General features: G+C 66.6%; 15 protein-coding genes. 9 read left to right on the forward strand and 6 right to left on the reverse strand.

Annotated features, from left to right (window positions below):
* The first annotated feature begins 61 nt into the window (after nt 1–61).
* Nucleotides 62–1,459 carry a trehalose-6-phosphate synthase gene (locus ACF3ND_RS14705; protein WP_394061704.1) on the forward strand — a complete coding sequence of 466 codons (1,398 nt, stop codon included), beginning with the start codon at nt 62–64 and terminating at the stop codon, nt 1,457–1,459.
* Here ACF3ND_RS14705 and ACF3ND_RS14710 read toward each other — a convergent pair.
* Nucleotides 1,437–2,465 carry a mechanosensitive ion channel family protein gene (locus tag ACF3ND_RS14710; RefSeq protein ID WP_394061706.1) on the reverse strand — a complete coding sequence of 343 codons (1,029 nt, stop codon included), beginning with the start codon at nt 2,463–2,465 and terminating at the stop codon, nt 1,437–1,439. The two genes, ACF3ND_RS14705 and ACF3ND_RS14710, sit on opposite strands and share 23 nt — an antisense overlap.
* A 138-nt stretch (nt 2,466–2,603) precedes the next feature.
* On the opposite strand from ACF3ND_RS14710, the gene ACF3ND_RS14715 reads away from it, so the two are divergent.
* The 5 genes from ACF3ND_RS14715 to ACF3ND_RS14735 all read left to right on the forward strand — a co-directional run bounded on the left by ACF3ND_RS14715 (nt 2,604) and on the right by ACF3ND_RS14735 (nt 6,892).
* Complete coding sequence (locus ACF3ND_RS14715; RefSeq protein WP_394061708.1) at nt 2,604–3,113, forward strand: KGG domain-containing protein; 510 nt, start codon at nt 2,604–2,606, stop codon at nt 3,111–3,113.
* Between the two features lie 86 nt (nt 3,114–3,199).
* A complete protein-coding gene (locus ACF3ND_RS14720; RefSeq protein WP_394061710.1) occupies nt 3,200–4,174 on the forward strand; it encodes an SDR family oxidoreductase in 975 nt (324 codons plus the stop codon).
* Between the two features lies 1 nt (nt 4,175).
* Nucleotides 4,176–4,970 (forward strand): trehalose-phosphatase, encoded by a 795-nt coding sequence (otsB, locus tag ACF3ND_RS14725; RefSeq protein WP_394061712.1) that lies wholly within the window; start codon nt 4,176–4,178, stop codon nt 4,968–4,970.
* 45 nt (nt 4,971–5,015) lie between these two features.
* A complete protein-coding gene (locus ACF3ND_RS14730) occupies nt 5,016–6,128 on the forward strand; it encodes a DUF3182 family protein (RefSeq protein WP_394061714.1) in 1,113 nt (370 codons plus the stop codon).
* 2 nt (nt 6,129–6,130) lie between these two features.
* Nucleotides 6,131–6,892 (forward strand): alpha/beta hydrolase family protein, encoded by a 762-nt coding sequence (locus tag ACF3ND_RS14735; protein WP_394061716.1) that lies wholly within the window; start codon nt 6,131–6,133, stop codon nt 6,890–6,892.
* 12 nt (nt 6,893–6,904) lie between these two features.
* Here the strand turns inward: ACF3ND_RS14735 and ACF3ND_RS14740 are convergent, their stop codons facing one another.
* From ACF3ND_RS14740 to ACF3ND_RS14755, 4 genes are read right to left on the reverse strand one after another with little or no spacing between them, the layout of a single operon-like run.
* Nucleotides 6,905–7,465: a cysteine dioxygenase gene (locus ACF3ND_RS14740; protein WP_394061718.1), complete on the reverse strand. Its 561-nt coding sequence runs from the start codon at nt 7,463–7,465 to the stop codon at nt 6,905–6,907.
* 58 nt (nt 7,466–7,523) lie between these two features.
* Nucleotides 7,524–8,276, reverse strand: a complete 753-nt coding sequence (locus tag ACF3ND_RS14745; protein WP_394061720.1) for an enoyl-CoA hydratase/isomerase family protein — start codon at nt 8,274–8,276, stop codon at nt 7,524–7,526.
* 46 nt (nt 8,277–8,322) lie between these two features.
* Nucleotides 8,323–10,425 (reverse strand): acetate--CoA ligase family protein, encoded by a 2,103-nt coding sequence (locus tag ACF3ND_RS14750; RefSeq protein WP_394065849.1) that lies wholly within the window; start codon nt 10,423–10,425, stop codon nt 8,323–8,325.
* A 37-nt stretch (nt 10,426–10,462) separates the two neighbouring features.
* Nucleotides 10,463–11,461, reverse strand: coding sequence for a Bug family tripartite tricarboxylate transporter substrate binding protein (locus ACF3ND_RS14755; protein WP_394061722.1), 999 nt, complete (start codon nt 11,459–11,461; stop codon nt 10,463–10,465).
* A gap of 344 nt (nt 11,462–11,805) precedes the next feature.
* Between ACF3ND_RS14755 and ACF3ND_RS14760 the strand changes: the two genes are divergently transcribed.
* The 3 genes from ACF3ND_RS14760 to ACF3ND_RS14770 are packed head-to-tail and all read left to right on the forward strand — an operon-like array spanning nt 11,806 to nt 14,740.
* Nucleotides 11,806–12,792: an MDR family oxidoreductase gene (locus ACF3ND_RS14760; protein WP_394061724.1), complete on the forward strand. Its 987-nt coding sequence runs from the start codon at nt 11,806–11,808 to the stop codon at nt 12,790–12,792.
* 38 nt (nt 12,793–12,830) lie between these two features.
* Nucleotides 12,831–13,979 (forward strand): CaiB/BaiF CoA transferase family protein, encoded by a 1,149-nt coding sequence (locus tag ACF3ND_RS14765; RefSeq protein ID WP_394061726.1) that lies wholly within the window; start codon nt 12,831–12,833, stop codon nt 13,977–13,979.
* A complete protein-coding gene (locus ACF3ND_RS14770; RefSeq protein ID WP_394061728.1) occupies nt 13,976–14,740 on the forward strand; it encodes an enoyl-CoA hydratase/isomerase family protein in 765 nt (254 codons plus the stop codon). The genes ACF3ND_RS14765 and ACF3ND_RS14770 overlap by 4 nt, the downstream gene beginning before the upstream one ends.
* Here ACF3ND_RS14770 and ACF3ND_RS14775 read toward each other — a convergent pair.
* Nucleotides 14,725–15,474 carry an IclR family transcriptional regulator gene (locus tag ACF3ND_RS14775; protein WP_394061730.1) on the reverse strand — a complete coding sequence of 250 codons (750 nt, stop codon included), beginning with the start codon at nt 15,472–15,474 and terminating at the stop codon, nt 14,725–14,727. The two genes, ACF3ND_RS14770 and ACF3ND_RS14775, sit on opposite strands and share 16 nt — an antisense overlap.
* Nucleotides 15,475–15,482 lie beyond the last annotated feature (8 nt).

Here is a 15,482-nt window from a genome sequence, read left to right on the forward strand (position 1 = left end):
GGGTACGCAATTTGCTGATACAGCCTGTGTGTTTTTTTCAATCACTTAAGCGAGGATCAGCATGGGCAAGATCATCATGGTATCGGTACGCGTAGCCAGCTCGAACAAGCCTTCCACCGGCGGGCTGGCGGTTGCGGTGGACCTGCTGCTCAAGCAGCAGGACATCAATGGGATCTGGCTGGGGTGGAACGGCCAGTGCGAAGAAAAAGCCGGCGAGCTCCAGACTGAAGACCGGGGCACCTACCAGGCCGTCACCTTCTCCTTCACCCAGGAACAATATGAACAGTTCTACTGCGGCTATGCCAATACCTGCCTGTGGCCGGCGTTCCACTATCGGCTGGACCTGATGGACTTCCAGGCCCACCATTACCAGCAGTACCTGGAGGTCAATCGCCAGATCGCGGCCTACCTCAAGCAGATCGCCCGGGAGGACGACCTGATCTGGATCCAGGACTACCACCTGATCCCCCTGGCTCATTTCTGCCGCGCGCAAGGCATGGAGCAGGCCATCGGCCTGTTCCTGCACACGCCCTTTCCTTGCCCCGAGATCCTGCGCGCCATCCCTCGCCACGACCACTGGCTGCCCATGCTGCAGGACTACGACCTGATCGGCGTCCAGAGCCATGGCGACCACGTCGCCCTGCAGGCCGCGCTGCAGACCCTGCCGGCCCGACCGAGTTCGCAGCAAGCCCGGGCCACGCGCAGCGGCGTCTACCCGATAGGGGTCGACGTGGACCTGATCCAGTCCATGGCGGGCGCCCCTTCCTGGATGGAGACCGGCCAGCAGGCCGAGCCCCCGCACGGCGCCGCCACCGTCATCAGCGTGGACAGGCTGGACTACACCAAGGGCCTGACGCATCGCTTCCGCACCTTCGACACCCTGCTGCGATGCTATCCCACCCTGCGGGGCCGGGCCACCTACGTGCAGATCGCCCCATCCACCCGCAGCGACATCCAGGACTATCAGCTAATGCGCGAAGAGCTCGAAAGCCTGGCCGGCCAGATCAACGGCCAGTACGCCACGCTGGACTGGACGCCCATCGTCTACATGAATCGCGCCTTCCCGGCGCCGCAACTGATGCGCATGCTGCGCCAGGCCAGGGTCGGCTACATTGCCCCCTTGCGCGACGGCATGAACCTGGTGGCCAAGGAATATGTGGCCGCGCAGGATCCCGACAACCCCGGCGTACTGGTGCTGTCCACGTTCACCGGCGCGGCCCAATCCCTGGAAGGCGGCTACCTGGCGGTCAACCCCTATGACATGGACGGCACGGCCCGCGCGCTGTACCAGGCTTTGAACATGCCCCTGGCCGAGCGCCGCAGCCGGCACCAGACCTTGATGGCCCAGTTGCGCGGCCAGAACCTGGCCCAGTGGTGCGCGCACTTCCTGGAGGACCTGAAGCCCGAGCTCCAGGTCCCCGAAAAACCCCGGGACCTTACTGCGCTTCCAGTATCCTGACCCGCACGAACGCATCGGGCTGGTGCTGCCCCAGATAGGCCACCAGCCGCTCGCGCAGCAGGCAGCGCAGATCGAACAGGCGGCCCGAGTCGGTGGAGCTGACCAGAAAGCGCAACTGCATGCCCCATTCATTGGTGTCGGTCACCTGCAGCACCTGGACCCTCCTGTCCCACAGTTCGGTCGATTCGCACACGGCCTTGAACGCCTCGTTCAGCCCCTTGAGGTCCACGCGGTAATCGACCCACAGGAACACCGTGCCCAGCAGGGACGCGCTTTGATACGTCCAGTTCTGAAAGACATTCTCCACGAACCACTGCAAGGGGACGATCAGGCGGCGCTCGTCCCAGACGCGCACCACCACGTATGTGCCGGTGATCGCTTCGACCCGACCCCACTCGCCTTCCACGATCACCACGTCGTCGATGCGAATGGGCTGGGTAAAGGCGATCTGCAGGCCGGCGATGAGGTTGCCCAGCACCGGCTTGGCCGCAAGACCGGCCACCAGCCCCGCCACCCCGGCCGAGGCCAGCAGGCTGGTACCGAGCTGGCGCGCGCCCGGCAGAATCATCAGCACGAAACCCAGGCCCAGCAGCAGGAGCAGGAAATGCGCGCTGCGCGCAAGCACCCGCGCCTGTGTGTGGATGCGCCGCGAGCGCAGATTGTCCGCCACATTCAAGGGATAGCGCGCCACCACCACCTGGAACAGGGCCTCGACCGCGGCCATCAGCATCCAGATCGTGCAGATGATCAGCACCATCATGTCTCCCATGGCCAGGTAGCTCTGCCACGGACCGGCCAGGGGGGCCAGGGGTATGCAGAAGCGCAGAAAGAAGGCCAGGAAGAACACCCTGGACGGCACCCGGATCCGCTGGGTGAAGAAGCGCAGGAAATGTCCCTGCGGCACGACGCGCTTGATCAGTTCCCCGCCCAGGTAATGGACCAGCAGCAGCACGGCCCAGCCCAGAAGCAGAACCAGCAACCACATCCACCACGACATTGCCGACATGACTCGTCTCCAGAAGAAAACCGATGCTCATCCATAGCAAATAGCGTTCCGCGGCCTCGGCCGCAGTCCTTGGGCACACTTTCTGCTGGAGGAAAAACGCCAATCACGAGGTTGGCATTCTTTCTAAAGGAGAGTCACATGACCAAGCACACTGAAGCCCATGACCGCAATCAGGATCACAAGGACCAGCGTGGTTTCGCCTCCATGGATGAAAAGAAGCAACGTGAGATCGCTGCCGAAGGCGGCCGCGCCGCTCACGAAAAAGGCACGGCGCACGAGTTCACCTCTGAAGAAGCGCGCGAAGCCGGCTCCAAGGGCGGCAAGATAGCCCACGAACGCGGCACGGCGCACGAGTTCACGTCCGAAGAAGCGCGCGCGGCCGGCTCCAAGGGTGGCAAGGCGGCTCACGAGAAAGGCACGGCGCACGAGTTCACCTCTGAAGAAGCCCGCGAAGCCGGCTCCAAGGGCGGCAAGGCAGCCCACGAAAAGGGCACGGCGCACGAGTTCACCTCTGAAGAAGCCCGCGAGGCCGGCTCCAAGGGCGGCAAGGCGGCCCACGAAAAGGGCACGGCCCATGAGTTCGATTCGGAGGAAGCCCGCAAGGCCGGCTCCAAGGGAGGCCAGGCCACCCAGGGTCAGCGCCGCTGACCGATCCTGCCCCCACGCGGACGCGGCGGCGACCCACAGGGCCGCCGCGTCCCCTCTTTTTCCCACTGTGCTGAACAGGAGTCCGTATGACGCAAACCCGCCAGACCGTGGAGCAGCAGCGCCACATCCAGGAGCAACAGGACCAGAAAGACAAGCACGGCAGTGGGCAGACCGAACCGGTCACCCACGACAGCAGCCAGCCCGGCAGCGACTATCCCACGCCGCCCCTGCCCCAGCAGCATCTGGAAAAGCCGGGCAGCGAAAGTGAGATGGAGCAGGCTCCGCACTATGAAGCGTCCAGTTACCGGGGCAGCGGCAAGCTGGAAGGGAAAGTGGCGCTGATCACCGGGGGCGACTCGGGCATAGGCCGGGCCGTGGCCGTGCTGTATGCGCGCGAAGGCGCGGACGTGGCCATCGTATACCTGGACGAAGATGTGGATGCCGAGCAGACCCGGCAGGCCGTCCACGACGAAGGCCGTGAATGCCTGTGCCTGCGCGGCGACGTCAAGGATCCCGAATTCTGCCGGCAAGCCGTCGAGCGCGTGCTGGACCGCTTCGGCCACCTGAACATCCTGGTCAACAACGCCGCTTTCCAGGAGCATGCCCAGTCCCTGCTGGACTTGACGCCCGAACGTCTGGACGAGACCTTTCGCACGAACATCTACGGCTACATCTACATGGCCCAGGCCTGCCTGCCCCATCTGCATGCGGGCGACGCCATCATCAACACCAGTTCCGTGACGGCCCTGCGCGGCTCGGCCCACCTGCTGGACTACTCGAGCACCAAAGGCGCCATCATCGCCTTTACCTATTCATTGGCGGCCAACCTGGCATCCAAGGGCATACGCGTGAACGCTGTCGCTCCCGGTCCGGTCTGGACGCCGCTCAATCCGGCCGACTCGCCGCCCGAGGAAATCTCCGAGTTCGGCAAACAGACCGTGTTCGGCCGCCCCGCCCAGCCCGAGGAACTCTCCCCGGCCTACGTCTATCTGGCCAGCCCGGTCACGGCCAGCTACATCACCGGCGCCGTGCTGCCCATCACAGGCACTCCCGGGAGCTGACATGGACATGCTTCCAGCCCTGGGCGAGACGGCCCTGTACCTGGACCTGGACGGCACGCTGGTCCCTCTGGCAGCCCGGCCCGAGATGGTCCGCCTGCCCGCAAGCACGGCGCGCCTGCTCCTGCACCTGCACCAGGCCTGTCATGGAGCGGTAGCCTTGATTTCCGGCAGGGACCGCGCCAGCCTGCGCCAGGCCTGCGACGATTTGCCGCTGGTCATGATCAGCAGCCACGGCGCGGCCATGCACGGTCCGCAAGGCGAACCTCACTGGCATGCGGCAATGGATGCGGCCGGACATCGCCGTCTGGAACAGGCCGTGACCGCCCTGATCCGCCCCCACGCCCTGGTGTGGATGGAACGCAAGGCCCACGGCGTGGCCGTGCACTTTCGCCAGCGCCCAGAACTGGGCGATGAATTGCATGCGAGCCTCACGACCCTGTGCTCTGAACACCCCGGCTTCAGCCTGACACGCGGCCATTGCGTGATCGAGCTGCGGCTGGCCGGCTTCGACAAAGGACTGGCCATCGCGCGCGCGCAGCAGCACGCGCCCTTTGCCGGCCGCAGGCCGGTGATGATAGGCGACGACTTGACCGACGAGGCCGCCTTCCGGCTCGTCAACGAGCAGGAGGGAGTCAGCATCCGCATCGGCCCGGGCGAGCCCGACAGCGCCGCGCAATTCTATCTGCGCGACCCGGCCGCCCTGCTGGCCCTGCTGCGGCAATGGCTGGCCGCCGAGCTTCCCCCTTCCCGCCCCGTTTCGCACCACTGCCCCGCCGCGCACGTCGCGGCGCCCTGAGCCTCTTGGCCTGCCCTCTATCTAGCCTAGGACGGACTGATGAACATGATCTTCGCCCTCCCACCTGAAGCATCTCTGCAAATCAGCCTGCCCTTGAACGGGTGCGACAATGGCACCGTGCAGGGACTGGAATTCATGGCCAAGGAACTGGCCCAGTTGCTGGAGCTCTCCCGCGTCTACATTGCCTATGAGGACCAGTTGGAGGATGCGCACGGCCAATCCTACTACCTGCCCGTCAGGACCTTGACCCTGGAGCAGGCTCGCAGCCTGGGCATCGAGGGCCCCGCCGACCTGTACGGCGGAGTCGTGCCCTACGAATTCCTGGCCTACAAATGCGTGACGCACCCGCTTCCCCAAGCCGACATGGTCCGTCCTCAAGGCTGGAACGATGAACTCTCCCTGTCCCTGCGCCATGACGTGCTGCCCGGCTTCAGCGTCTTCTCGGCGGAGGACGCCCTGCGCACCATGAGCCTGCTGGACCAGGCGGGCCAGGCCGGTATACGGGTGAAGCTGGCCGTCGCCAACGCCGGCAAGGGCCAGAGCGTGGTCTACAGCCGGCACGAGCTGGAGGAGCTGCTTGCGCTGCCTGCCTGGAAGGACCAGCTCGCGCACGGCCTGGTGCTGGAGGAGAATCTGCCCCAGAGCCACACCTTCAGCGTCGGCCAGACACAGATCGGAGATCTGGTGCTGTCCTACATCGGCCAGCAGCACCAGACCCGCAACCATGCGGGCGAGTCCGTCTACGGCGGCACGACTCTGCTGGCGGCGCGCGGCGGCTTTGACCAACTGTTCCAGCTAAAGGCCGTGGAACGCGCGCGCTACCTGATCGATGTGGCGCTGGACTACGAAAAACGCATCGGCGCCGCCTATCCGCAACTCTACGCCTCGCGGCGCAACTACGACGTCATCCTGGGCAGGAACGCCCGGGGCGAATACAAGGCCGGCGTGCTCGAGCACTCCTGGCGTTGCGGCGGCGCTTCCGTCGCCGAGATCCTGGCGCTGCGCACCTTGCAACGCCATCCCGAACGAACCCACACCCATGCATGGACGCGCGAACGGTATGTCACCGACGCGGCGTCGGTCCAGGACTCGCCCAACCTGTACAGCCTGAGTATGGAAGACGGCGGCTACCTGGCGCGATTTGGAGGCCCCCTGTAGCCATGACCACGGAAATCTTCAATACGAAGATCAAGGTTCCCCACCAGCAGCTCGATGCGCGAATACTGGTTCCCAAATCTCCCATACCCGGAATCCTGTTCGTGCACGGCTGGGGGGGAAACCAGAAATTCGACCTGAAACGCGCCCATACCATCGCCGGCATGGGCTGTATCTGTCTGACTTTCGATCTGGCCGGCCACACCGCCTCGCCCTATGATCGGGAAAGCGTCACCCGCGAGCAGAACTTCCAGGACATCTGCGCCGCCTTCGACACGCTGTGCAGCCACCCCATGGTGGATCCGGAGTCCATCGCCATCGTGGGCCACAGCTACGGCGCCTACCTGGCCTGCCTGCTGAGCGAATTCCGCCCGGTGCGCTGGCTCAGCCTGCTGACCCCGGCCCTGTACCCCGACGAGGACTGGCTCGCGCCCAAGGACCAGCTCAACCGCAGCCTGCTGCAGGACTACCGACTGTACGCCCACACGCCCAAGGAAAACCGCGTGCTCAAGGCCTGCTCGAAATTCAAGGGCGATGTCATGCTGTTCGAGGCCGAGAACGACGAGCTGATCCCGCGCCAGACCATACTGAGCTACCGGCAGGCTTTCGCGGTCGCTCATTCGGTCACCCATCGCGTGCTGGTGGACTGCGATCACGCCCTGAGCGAGAAGACCGCGCAGCGCAATTACTCGGTGCTGCTCTACCGCTGGATCCAGGAGATGATCATCGGCGCCCGTATCGGACACCTGCCCCTGGACGCCAACTGAACCGGCAGGAACTCAGACCGCAGGCCGGGCGTAGCCGGACACGAACTCCCTGGCCGCCCCGGTCTGCGGATCGTAGACATGGCGGCGCACCTGGCCGATGTCCGCCCCATAGACGTGGATGCTGATGGACACGCGATCCTGGTAGATGTTGGAGACCTCATGGATGTCGCCCACCGCGGGCGAGACCGCCTCCACCACCCCCGGCTGCAGGACCTGGGTCGCCCCTTCCGTCAGCCGTCCGCTGGCGGCGTCGCGCGTGAACGGGCGCGACTGCTCGCCCCCGCGCAGCATGCCGATCAGGCCCCAGACGGTATGGTCGTGGATGGGGGTCTTCTGCCCCGGCCCCCAGACGAAGCTGACGACGGAAAATCGCTGCTCGGGACAGCAGTACAGCAGATACTGCTGGTAGTACTGGGGGTGCGCCTGGGCGTATTCGCGGGCCAGCCAGTCGTCCCGGGCCACCAGCTCACGCAGCAGCTCGCCGCCGTCGCGCAGAATGTCCGGCTCGGTCACGCCGGCGCGCGCCGTCAGCTCGCTCATGCCCTGGATGAAGCGCTCGAAACGGGGATGCATGGTGTCGGTCTCCAATGAAAAAGCCGGGCCGCCTCTGCGCCCGGCCGCCGCATCGGGCTTATTTGTTCAGATAGACGGGAGCGCGTTTTTCCTTGAAGGCGGCCATGCCCTCCTTGGAATCGTGGCTGTCCTCGATGGCCTTCAGGTGGCGCATCGTGCGCGCCATCTGCTCGGACGGACCGCGCGTCAGGACTTCATTATTGATGAAACGCTTGAGGGTGTGCAGCACCATGGGCGACATCCTGGCCAGGTCCTGCGCCATGCGCAGCGCCGCGGGCACCTGCTCGCCCACCGGAACCACCTCGTTGACGAAGCCCAGATCGTAGGCGCGGCGCGCCTCCAGGGTGCGGCACAGCAGGATGATCTCCATCGCCGCGTGATGGGGAATGCGCGAAGCCAGCCCCGAGATGATCCCGCCGGTAAAGCCGAGCTTGGCTTCGGGATACGAGAACTTGGCGCTCTCGGAGGCCACCAGCAGGTCCGTCATCATGGCCATGACCAGCGCGCCGCCCACGCACCAGCCGCTGACCGCGCCAATGATGGGCTTGTCCGTCTCGAAGCCCACCGTGGGGATGGCGCGCCACAGCTCGGGCCATTCATTGATGTCGGCGCCGGCCGAGAACGCATCGTTGCCCGCGCCCGTCAATACCGCGACGCGGCGCGTCGGGTCCTGATCGAAGGCCGCGAAGGCTTGCTGCAGCTCGCGCACGACCGTGGCGCTGAGCGCGTTGCGGCGCTCGGGCCGGTTGATGGTGATGACGGATACGCCGTCTTCCTGATTGTCCACGGTGATGCACTGATAGTCCGACATGGTCTGCTCCTTCTTGGTGATCAATGAAATCCGGTTCCCGGTCCGCTCACGGCCCGATGGACAGGCGGGCGTCGACCGCATGGCAGCGCGTGGCGGCCACGATCAGGGGATTGATGTCCAGCTCGAACGGCGCCTCGCGCAGGTCGTGCGCCAGCCAGCTGACGCGCACGATGGCCTCCAGCACGCCGGCCCGATCCAGCGTCCGGCCTCGATAGCCCTGCAGCAGGCGGTCCACCCCCAGGCCGGCCAGCAGACGGTCCGCATCATCCAGGGACAGCGGCGCGGCCGCGATCACCCGGTCGGCCAGCAGCTCGACCAGGATGCCGCCGGCCCCGAACACGACCACCGGCCCGAACTGCGGGTCCTGGCGGGCGCCGATCAGCAATTCCAGTTCGCCCTGCGCCATGGCCTGCACCAGCACGCCGTCGATGCGCGCCTGCGCCTTGTAGGCCCTGGCGTTGGCCAGCAGGCGCTCATAGGCCCGACGCAAGGCCGCCTCGTCCGCGATGCCCAGGGCCACGCCGCCCGCCTCGGTCTTGTGCACGATGTCCGCGGATACGATCTTCATGACCACGGGATAGCCCATGGCCGCCGCCTGGGCGGCCGCCTGCTCCACGTCCGCGCACACCCGCCCCAGGTTGACCGGCAGGCCGTAGTGCGCCAGCAGGCGCTTGGACTGGTCTTCGTTGAGTACTCCGCGCGGCATGATCGCGGGCGCCTGACAGCCGCCGGGCCGCTGCGCGGGCTGGCGCGGACGAAACTCGCTGCTGCGCTTCCAGGCCGACAGCGCCAGCGCGGCCTCCTGGCTGGAACCGGCATAGGCCTGGCCATGCGCAGCCAGCCGCTGGCGCAGCGGCTGCGAGGTCGCGCCGGCGTCGAAAGCCACCATCACGGGTTTGCCCAACGCCTGGTCCGGCGCCGTGCACACGTCGATCAGGGCCCCGATCCATTCCTGCGGACACATGGAAGCCGCCACCAGGATGGCGTCCGTCTGCTCGTCCTGCGCCAGGGCCTGCAGCGTCGCCTGGGCGACCTCGGCCGGATCGTTGGTCAGGCGCGCCCCCAGGTCGACCGGATTGTCCGCCTGACCGCTGGGGTAGTGACGCGCCAATGCGTCCCGGGTGGATTCTGAAAAATCGGCCAGGCCGACGCCATGGTCGGCCAAGGCATCAGCCGCCAGCGCCCCGCCTCCGCCCGACGGCGTGACGATGGCGACCTTGCGCACGGCATGACCGGGATGCGGCACCATGGCATTGGCCAGCAACAGCATCGCGCCCATGTCGTTCATCAAGGTGATGCCCTCGTCGCGGCAGACGCTGGCGAATACATCATGGTCGCCGGCCACGCTGGCGGTGTGGGAAAAGGCCGCGGCCTTGCCGGCGCTGGAGCGCCCGGCCTTGACCGCCAGCCAGGGCTTGCCCGCCTCCTGGGCCCGGCGCGCCGTGCGCCGCAAGGCCTGCGCATCCTTGACGCCCTCTATGTATGTGCAGATCACCTTCGTCTGCGGGTCCTCGATCAGGAAATTGACGAAGTCGCACAGCTCCAGGTCAGCCTGGTTGCCCACGGAAAAGCCATGCGTGAAACCGCCTCCCATGGCCCAGGCCCGATCGAAATACGTGGTCATCAAGGCGCCGCTCTGGCTGACGAAGCCGATGGGACGCGAAGGCAGGCTGTCCCTGTCCAGGATGGGTGAAGAACACAAGGCCAGACGGCGGCTGGGACTGATCACGCCCAGGCAGTTCGGGCCGATCAGGCGCATGCCCGAGTCGCGGCAGATCCGCAGCAGCGCCTGCTCCCGCTCCCGGCCGCGCTCGCCCGCATCCGAAAACCCGGCGGAGATCACGAGCAGCCCGCGGGCGCCGCGCCGCGCAGCCGCCTCGGCCTGCTCCAGCACCGTATCGGCGCCGACGGTGAAGACGACCAGATCGGGATCTTGCTCCAGGTCTTGCAGCGCAGGCGCGGTGGGCAGGCCGAACAGGCGATCGCGGCCCGGATTGACGGGCAGCACGGCTCCGCCGTAGCCATGCTTGAGCAGCATGCGCAACAGCCGGCCCCCGAACTTGGACTGATCTTCCGAAGCGCCCACCAGGGCGATGGAAGCCGGACTGAGCAGGCTGTCCAGCGAGGCGGCGCGAGCGGCGGTATCCATCACGATTCTGTCTCCTTGATTGACGAGCGCAATGCGCTCAGTTGCTGCTCATCTTGATGGTCTTGAGCAGTTCGCGGTAATAGTCGCGGCTCTTGTCCAGGTCCTTTTCGTAGGCCGCGCCGTCCTTCCAGCTGGCGGTCACGCTGATGCGATGGAAGCGTTCCTGCGTCTGGGGTTCGGCCAGGATTTCCTGCGTCGCCCTGGCCAGCTTCTCCATCACTGGCGCCGGGGTGCCGGCCGGCGCGGCCACGCCCCAGAAGCCCTCGAAGGGCAGCGCCAGATCAAAGCCTTCCTCCTTGGGCGTGGGCACGTCCGGCAATTCGGGATGGCGCACGCCGGCAAAGGTGACCAGCGCCTTGGCCTTGCCGCTCTTGACCAGCTCCAGCCCCACCCCGTCGATGAAGAAATCGATGTGATTGCCCAGCAAGGCCGTCATGGTGTCCGCCGAGCCTTTGAAGGGCACGTGCAGCATGTCCAGCTTCTCGGAATTCTTCAGGATCTCGCCGGCCAGGTGTCCGCCCGAGGCCACGCCGGCCGACCCGAACGTCAAGGTGCCCGGCTCCTTGCGGGCCAGCTCCACGAACTCCTTCAGGTTGGAGACGGGCAGGTCCTTGCGCACCGTCATGATGGGCAGATAGCCCGCCAGGCTGCCCACGAAGTCGAAGCTCTTGACCGGATCGTAGGGCACCTCCCGCAGGAAGGGCAGCACCGTGAACGCCGTGCTGGTGGCCAGCAGCAAGGTGTAGCCGTCCGGCTTGGCGCGCGCCGCCAGCCCCGTGCCCAGCGAGGTCGTGCCGCCGGGCCGGTTCTCGACCACGACGGGCACGCCCAGCTTCACCCGCAGGCGGTCCGCATACAGGCGCGCCAGATTGTCGCTGTTGCCGCCCGGCGGATAGGGAACGATGAACGTGATTTCGCGGCTGGGATAAGCGTCTGCCCCCAAAGCCGCCTGCCCCGCCAGGGAGCCGATGCCCGCCAGTACCGCGAACGCCAGCGCGCTCAAACCGCGCCGACGAGCTGAAAAACGTCGTGCCATGGTCCTGCCTCCTTGTGTGAGTGCTACTTTGGAACCACCCTTATGTTCCATTTAATGGAACGCTGTTCTTTTTTTTGATATTTAAAATGCCGTCGAAACGGCTCTTGTACGGCAAACAGCAGAAACACAAGCTACGCGGAACAACGGTTCAAATATAGGGAAATTTGATTTCAGGTGTCAACCATCAAGCGCCCTCGGGATTTCCCCAGCACGCCGGGCGCATGTAAAGTCGCTTGACCGGGCCAGGCTTCTGGATAAAATAAAAACGCAAGCATCATGTCAAATTGAAGAACGCAGTTCCAAATATCAGAACACCAACCTTTACTGATCATAGGAATTCCACCATGTTCTCTGCCATCGTGATCGACAAGCCCGACGGCGCCTATCAGGCCAGTCTGCAAACCCTGGACGAATCCGCGCTGCCCGAAGGCGACGTCAGCGTGCGCATCGACTATTCCACGCTGAACTTCAAGGACGGGCTGGCCATGACCGGCAAGTCCCCCGTGGTGCGACAGTTCCCCATGGTGCCCGGCATCGACTTCGCCGGCGCCGTCACCGCCAGCACTCATCCGGATTTCCGTGAAGGCCAGAAAGTCGTCCTGAACGGCTGGGGCGTGGGCGAGACCCACTGGGGCGGACTGGCCCAGCAGGCGCGCGTCAAAGGCGACTGGCTGATCCCCCTGCCCGAGGCCTTCAGCACCCGCGACGCCATGATGATAGGCACGGCGGGCTACACCGCCGCGCTGTGCGTGCGGGCCTTGCAGCGCCAGGGCGTGACGCCCGACCAGGGGCCGGTGCTGGTCACCGGCGCGGCCGGCGGCGTGGGCAGCGTCAGCGTGGCCCTGCTGCACGCCCTGGGCTACACCGTCATGGCCAGCACGGGCCGCCCCCGGGAAGAGGGCTACCTGAAGTCCCTGGGCGCCAGCGAGATCATCGACCGCCAGACCCTGAGCGAACCGGGCAAGCCGCTGGGCAAGGAGCGCTGGGCCGGAGCCATAGACAGCGTGGGCAGCCACACCCTGGCCAATGTCTGCGCCGGCACCCGCTATCGGGGCGCCGTGGCGGCCTGCGGCCTGGCCCAGGGCATGGACTTCCCTGCCACGGTCGCGCCCTTCATCCTGCGCGGGGTGCAGTTGATCGGCGTGGACAGCGTGCATTGCCCCAAGCCTGAGCGCCTGGCCGCCTGGGACCTGCTCGCCCGGCACCTGTCCCGCGAGGCCCTGGCGCGAATTGGCGCGACCACCATCCCGCTGGCCCAGGCCATCGAGCAGGCCGGCCAGTTGCTGGAAGGCCGGGTGCGCGGGCGCATCGTGGTCGACGTGAACGCCTGAAGCCAGACCCACCCACCGATAGCGCTCTGGAGCCGACTATGGACAAGACATTGCCCCTGCATGGGGTCCGGGTACTGGAATTCTGCAACGTGGCCGCCGGCCCCTACTGCGGCATGCTGCTGGCCGACATGGGGGCGGACGTCATCAAGATCGAGAACCCGCAAGGAGGCGACACGCTGCGCAGCTGGCCGCCCATCACCCAGGGCTTCAGCGAGAACTTCGCGTCCCTGAACCGCAACAAGCGCTCGGTCACGCTGGACCTCAAGCGTCCCGAGGACAGGGAAAAGGCGCGCCGGCTGGTGCTGGAGGCCGACGTGCTGCTGGAGAACAACCGCCCGGGCGTCATGCGGCGACTGGAGCTGGACTACGACAGTCTCAAGGTCCTCAACCCGCGCCTGCTGTACTGCTCCATCTCCGCCTACGGCCAGTCCGGGCCGCGTTCCCAGGAAGGAGGGTTCGACCTGACCATCCAGGCCATGAGCGGGGTCATGAGCGTCACCGGCGAACCGGACGGCGCGCCCGTCAAGTGCGGCGTGCCGCTGGCCGACTTCGCCGCCGGCCTGTATGCCGCCTTCGCCGTCAGCGCCGCCCTGCCCCAGGCGCGCGCCACCGGCCAGGGCGCGCACATCGACGTGCCCATGCTGGGCACCACGCTGGCCATCGCCGCCCTGCAGACTTCCGAATACTTCGGCAGCGGGCGCGATCCGGTCAAGCTGGGCTCGGCCCACCCGCGCAACGCTCCGTATCAGGCGTTCCGCTGCAAGGACGGCTACTTTGCCATGGCGGCGGGCAACGACGCCCTGTGGCGGTCGGTCTGCGAGGTCGTCGGGCGACCCGAGCTGGCCCGGGACGAGCGCTTTACGTCCACATCGCTGCGCGCCCGCCACCAGGATGCGCTGCGCGAGCTGCTGGAAGCCGTTTTCATGCAGGCGGACGCATCGCACTGGCTGGCCGAGTTCCGCGCGCGCGGCGTGCCCAGCAGTCCCATCAATCGCTACTCGGACGTGCTGCGCGACCCCCAGGTCGAACATATGCAGTGGATCCAGCCCATCACCCTGCCCGGCGACACCCCGACGCGCACCTTCGTATCGCCCATACGCATCGATGGGCGGGGCCTGCCCGTGCGGCTCAACCCGCCCGCTCTGGGCGAACACAACGACAGCGTCTTCGCCGAGGTGCCGACATGAACGATCCTTTCGGCACGGCGACGGCCGGCCTGCGGATCGAGCGCCAGGACGGCGTCTGGATCCTGACGCTGGACCGCCCCGACAAACGCAATGCACTGTCCGCCGACCTGGTCGAAGCCTTGATCGCCGCCGTGGGAGCGGCCGAGCACGAGCAGGCCGATCTGCTGGTGCTGCGCGGCGAAGGGCGCAACTTCAGCGCCGGCTTCGATTTCACGGACTACGAACGGCACAGCGAGGGCGACCTGCTGCTGCGCTTCGTGCGCATAGAGACGCTGCTGCAGAAGCTGGCCTACAGCCCGTGCGCCACCCTGGCGCTGGCGCACGGCCAGAACTTCGGCGCGGGCGCGGATCTGCTGGCGGCCTGCCGAACCCGCGTGGCCAGCGTCGACGCGCGCTTTCGCATGCCCGGCCTGCAGTTCGGCCTGGCGCTGGGCACCCGCCGCCTGGCGGCGCTGGTGGGCGCCCAGCGGGCTCATGACCTGCTGGCCGCCAGCCGGACTTTTTCCGCCGAACAGGCCCTGGACATGGGATTCGTGCAGGAAATCCGCGAACCTCAGGACTGGCCGGAGCTGATCGGGCAGGCCGGCGCGCAGGCCAGGGCGCTCAGTCCGGAGAGCCGCCGCCTGCTGCAGGACCTGACCCGCCTGGGCGACAATCCGGACGGCGACATGGCGGCGCTGGCGCGCTCGGCCTCGGCGCCGGGCATCAGGGAGCGCATCGCCGCCTTCCGGCAGGCGGCCGCCGGTCAGCGACCGCTGTAGCCCAGGCGGCGCGAGATCTGCGCCGCCACCGCCATCAGGGTCTGGCCGGCCTGCATCAGCCGGGCCTCGTCCAGGCGCTCGGCCGGTCCTGAAATCCCGACCGCCGCCACCACCTGGCCGCGCCCGTCATGGATGGGCGCGGCCGCGCCCACCACCTGCTCGCGCCATTCGCCCCGATTCAATGCGAAGCCCCGCTCGCGGATCTCTTCCAGTTCGCGGCGCAGCTCGCCAAACTTCACCACCGTGCGCGGCGTATAGGGCTTGAGGCGATTCTTGATGCTGTTCAGGGTGTCCTCCTGGGCCCAGGCCAGCAAGGCCTTGCCCGTGGCCACGCACTGGGCCGGCGAGCGCCCGCCCACGGTGGTGTAGGCGCGCACCGGCTGCGGGCTGTCGATCTTCTCGATGTACAGCACCTCGATGCCGTCCAGGATGGACAGGTGCACGGTCTCCTGCGTCTGCTCGGCCAGCTCCCTCATGAACGGCAGGGACTCCAGCCGCACGTCCAGGCGATTGGCCACGCCCGAACCCAGCTCCCAGAGCTTCATGGTCAATTCGTAGCGGCCGGTGTCCTCGTTCTTGCGCGCAAAGCCCTGGTGCACCAGGGCCTGCAGCAGACGATGCACATTGCTCTTGTTCAGCATCAGCTGGTTGGCCAGCTCGGTCACGCCCGAGCCGCGCTCATGCTTGGCCATGGCCTCCAGCAGCACCAGGCCCTTGAGAAAGGTCTTGTCCAATCGTGTTT

This window comes from Alcaligenes sp. WGS1538, from assembly GCF_043187505.1.
Taxonomy (GTDB): domain Bacteria; phylum Pseudomonadota; class Gammaproteobacteria; order Burkholderiales; family Burkholderiaceae_B; genus Alcaligenes.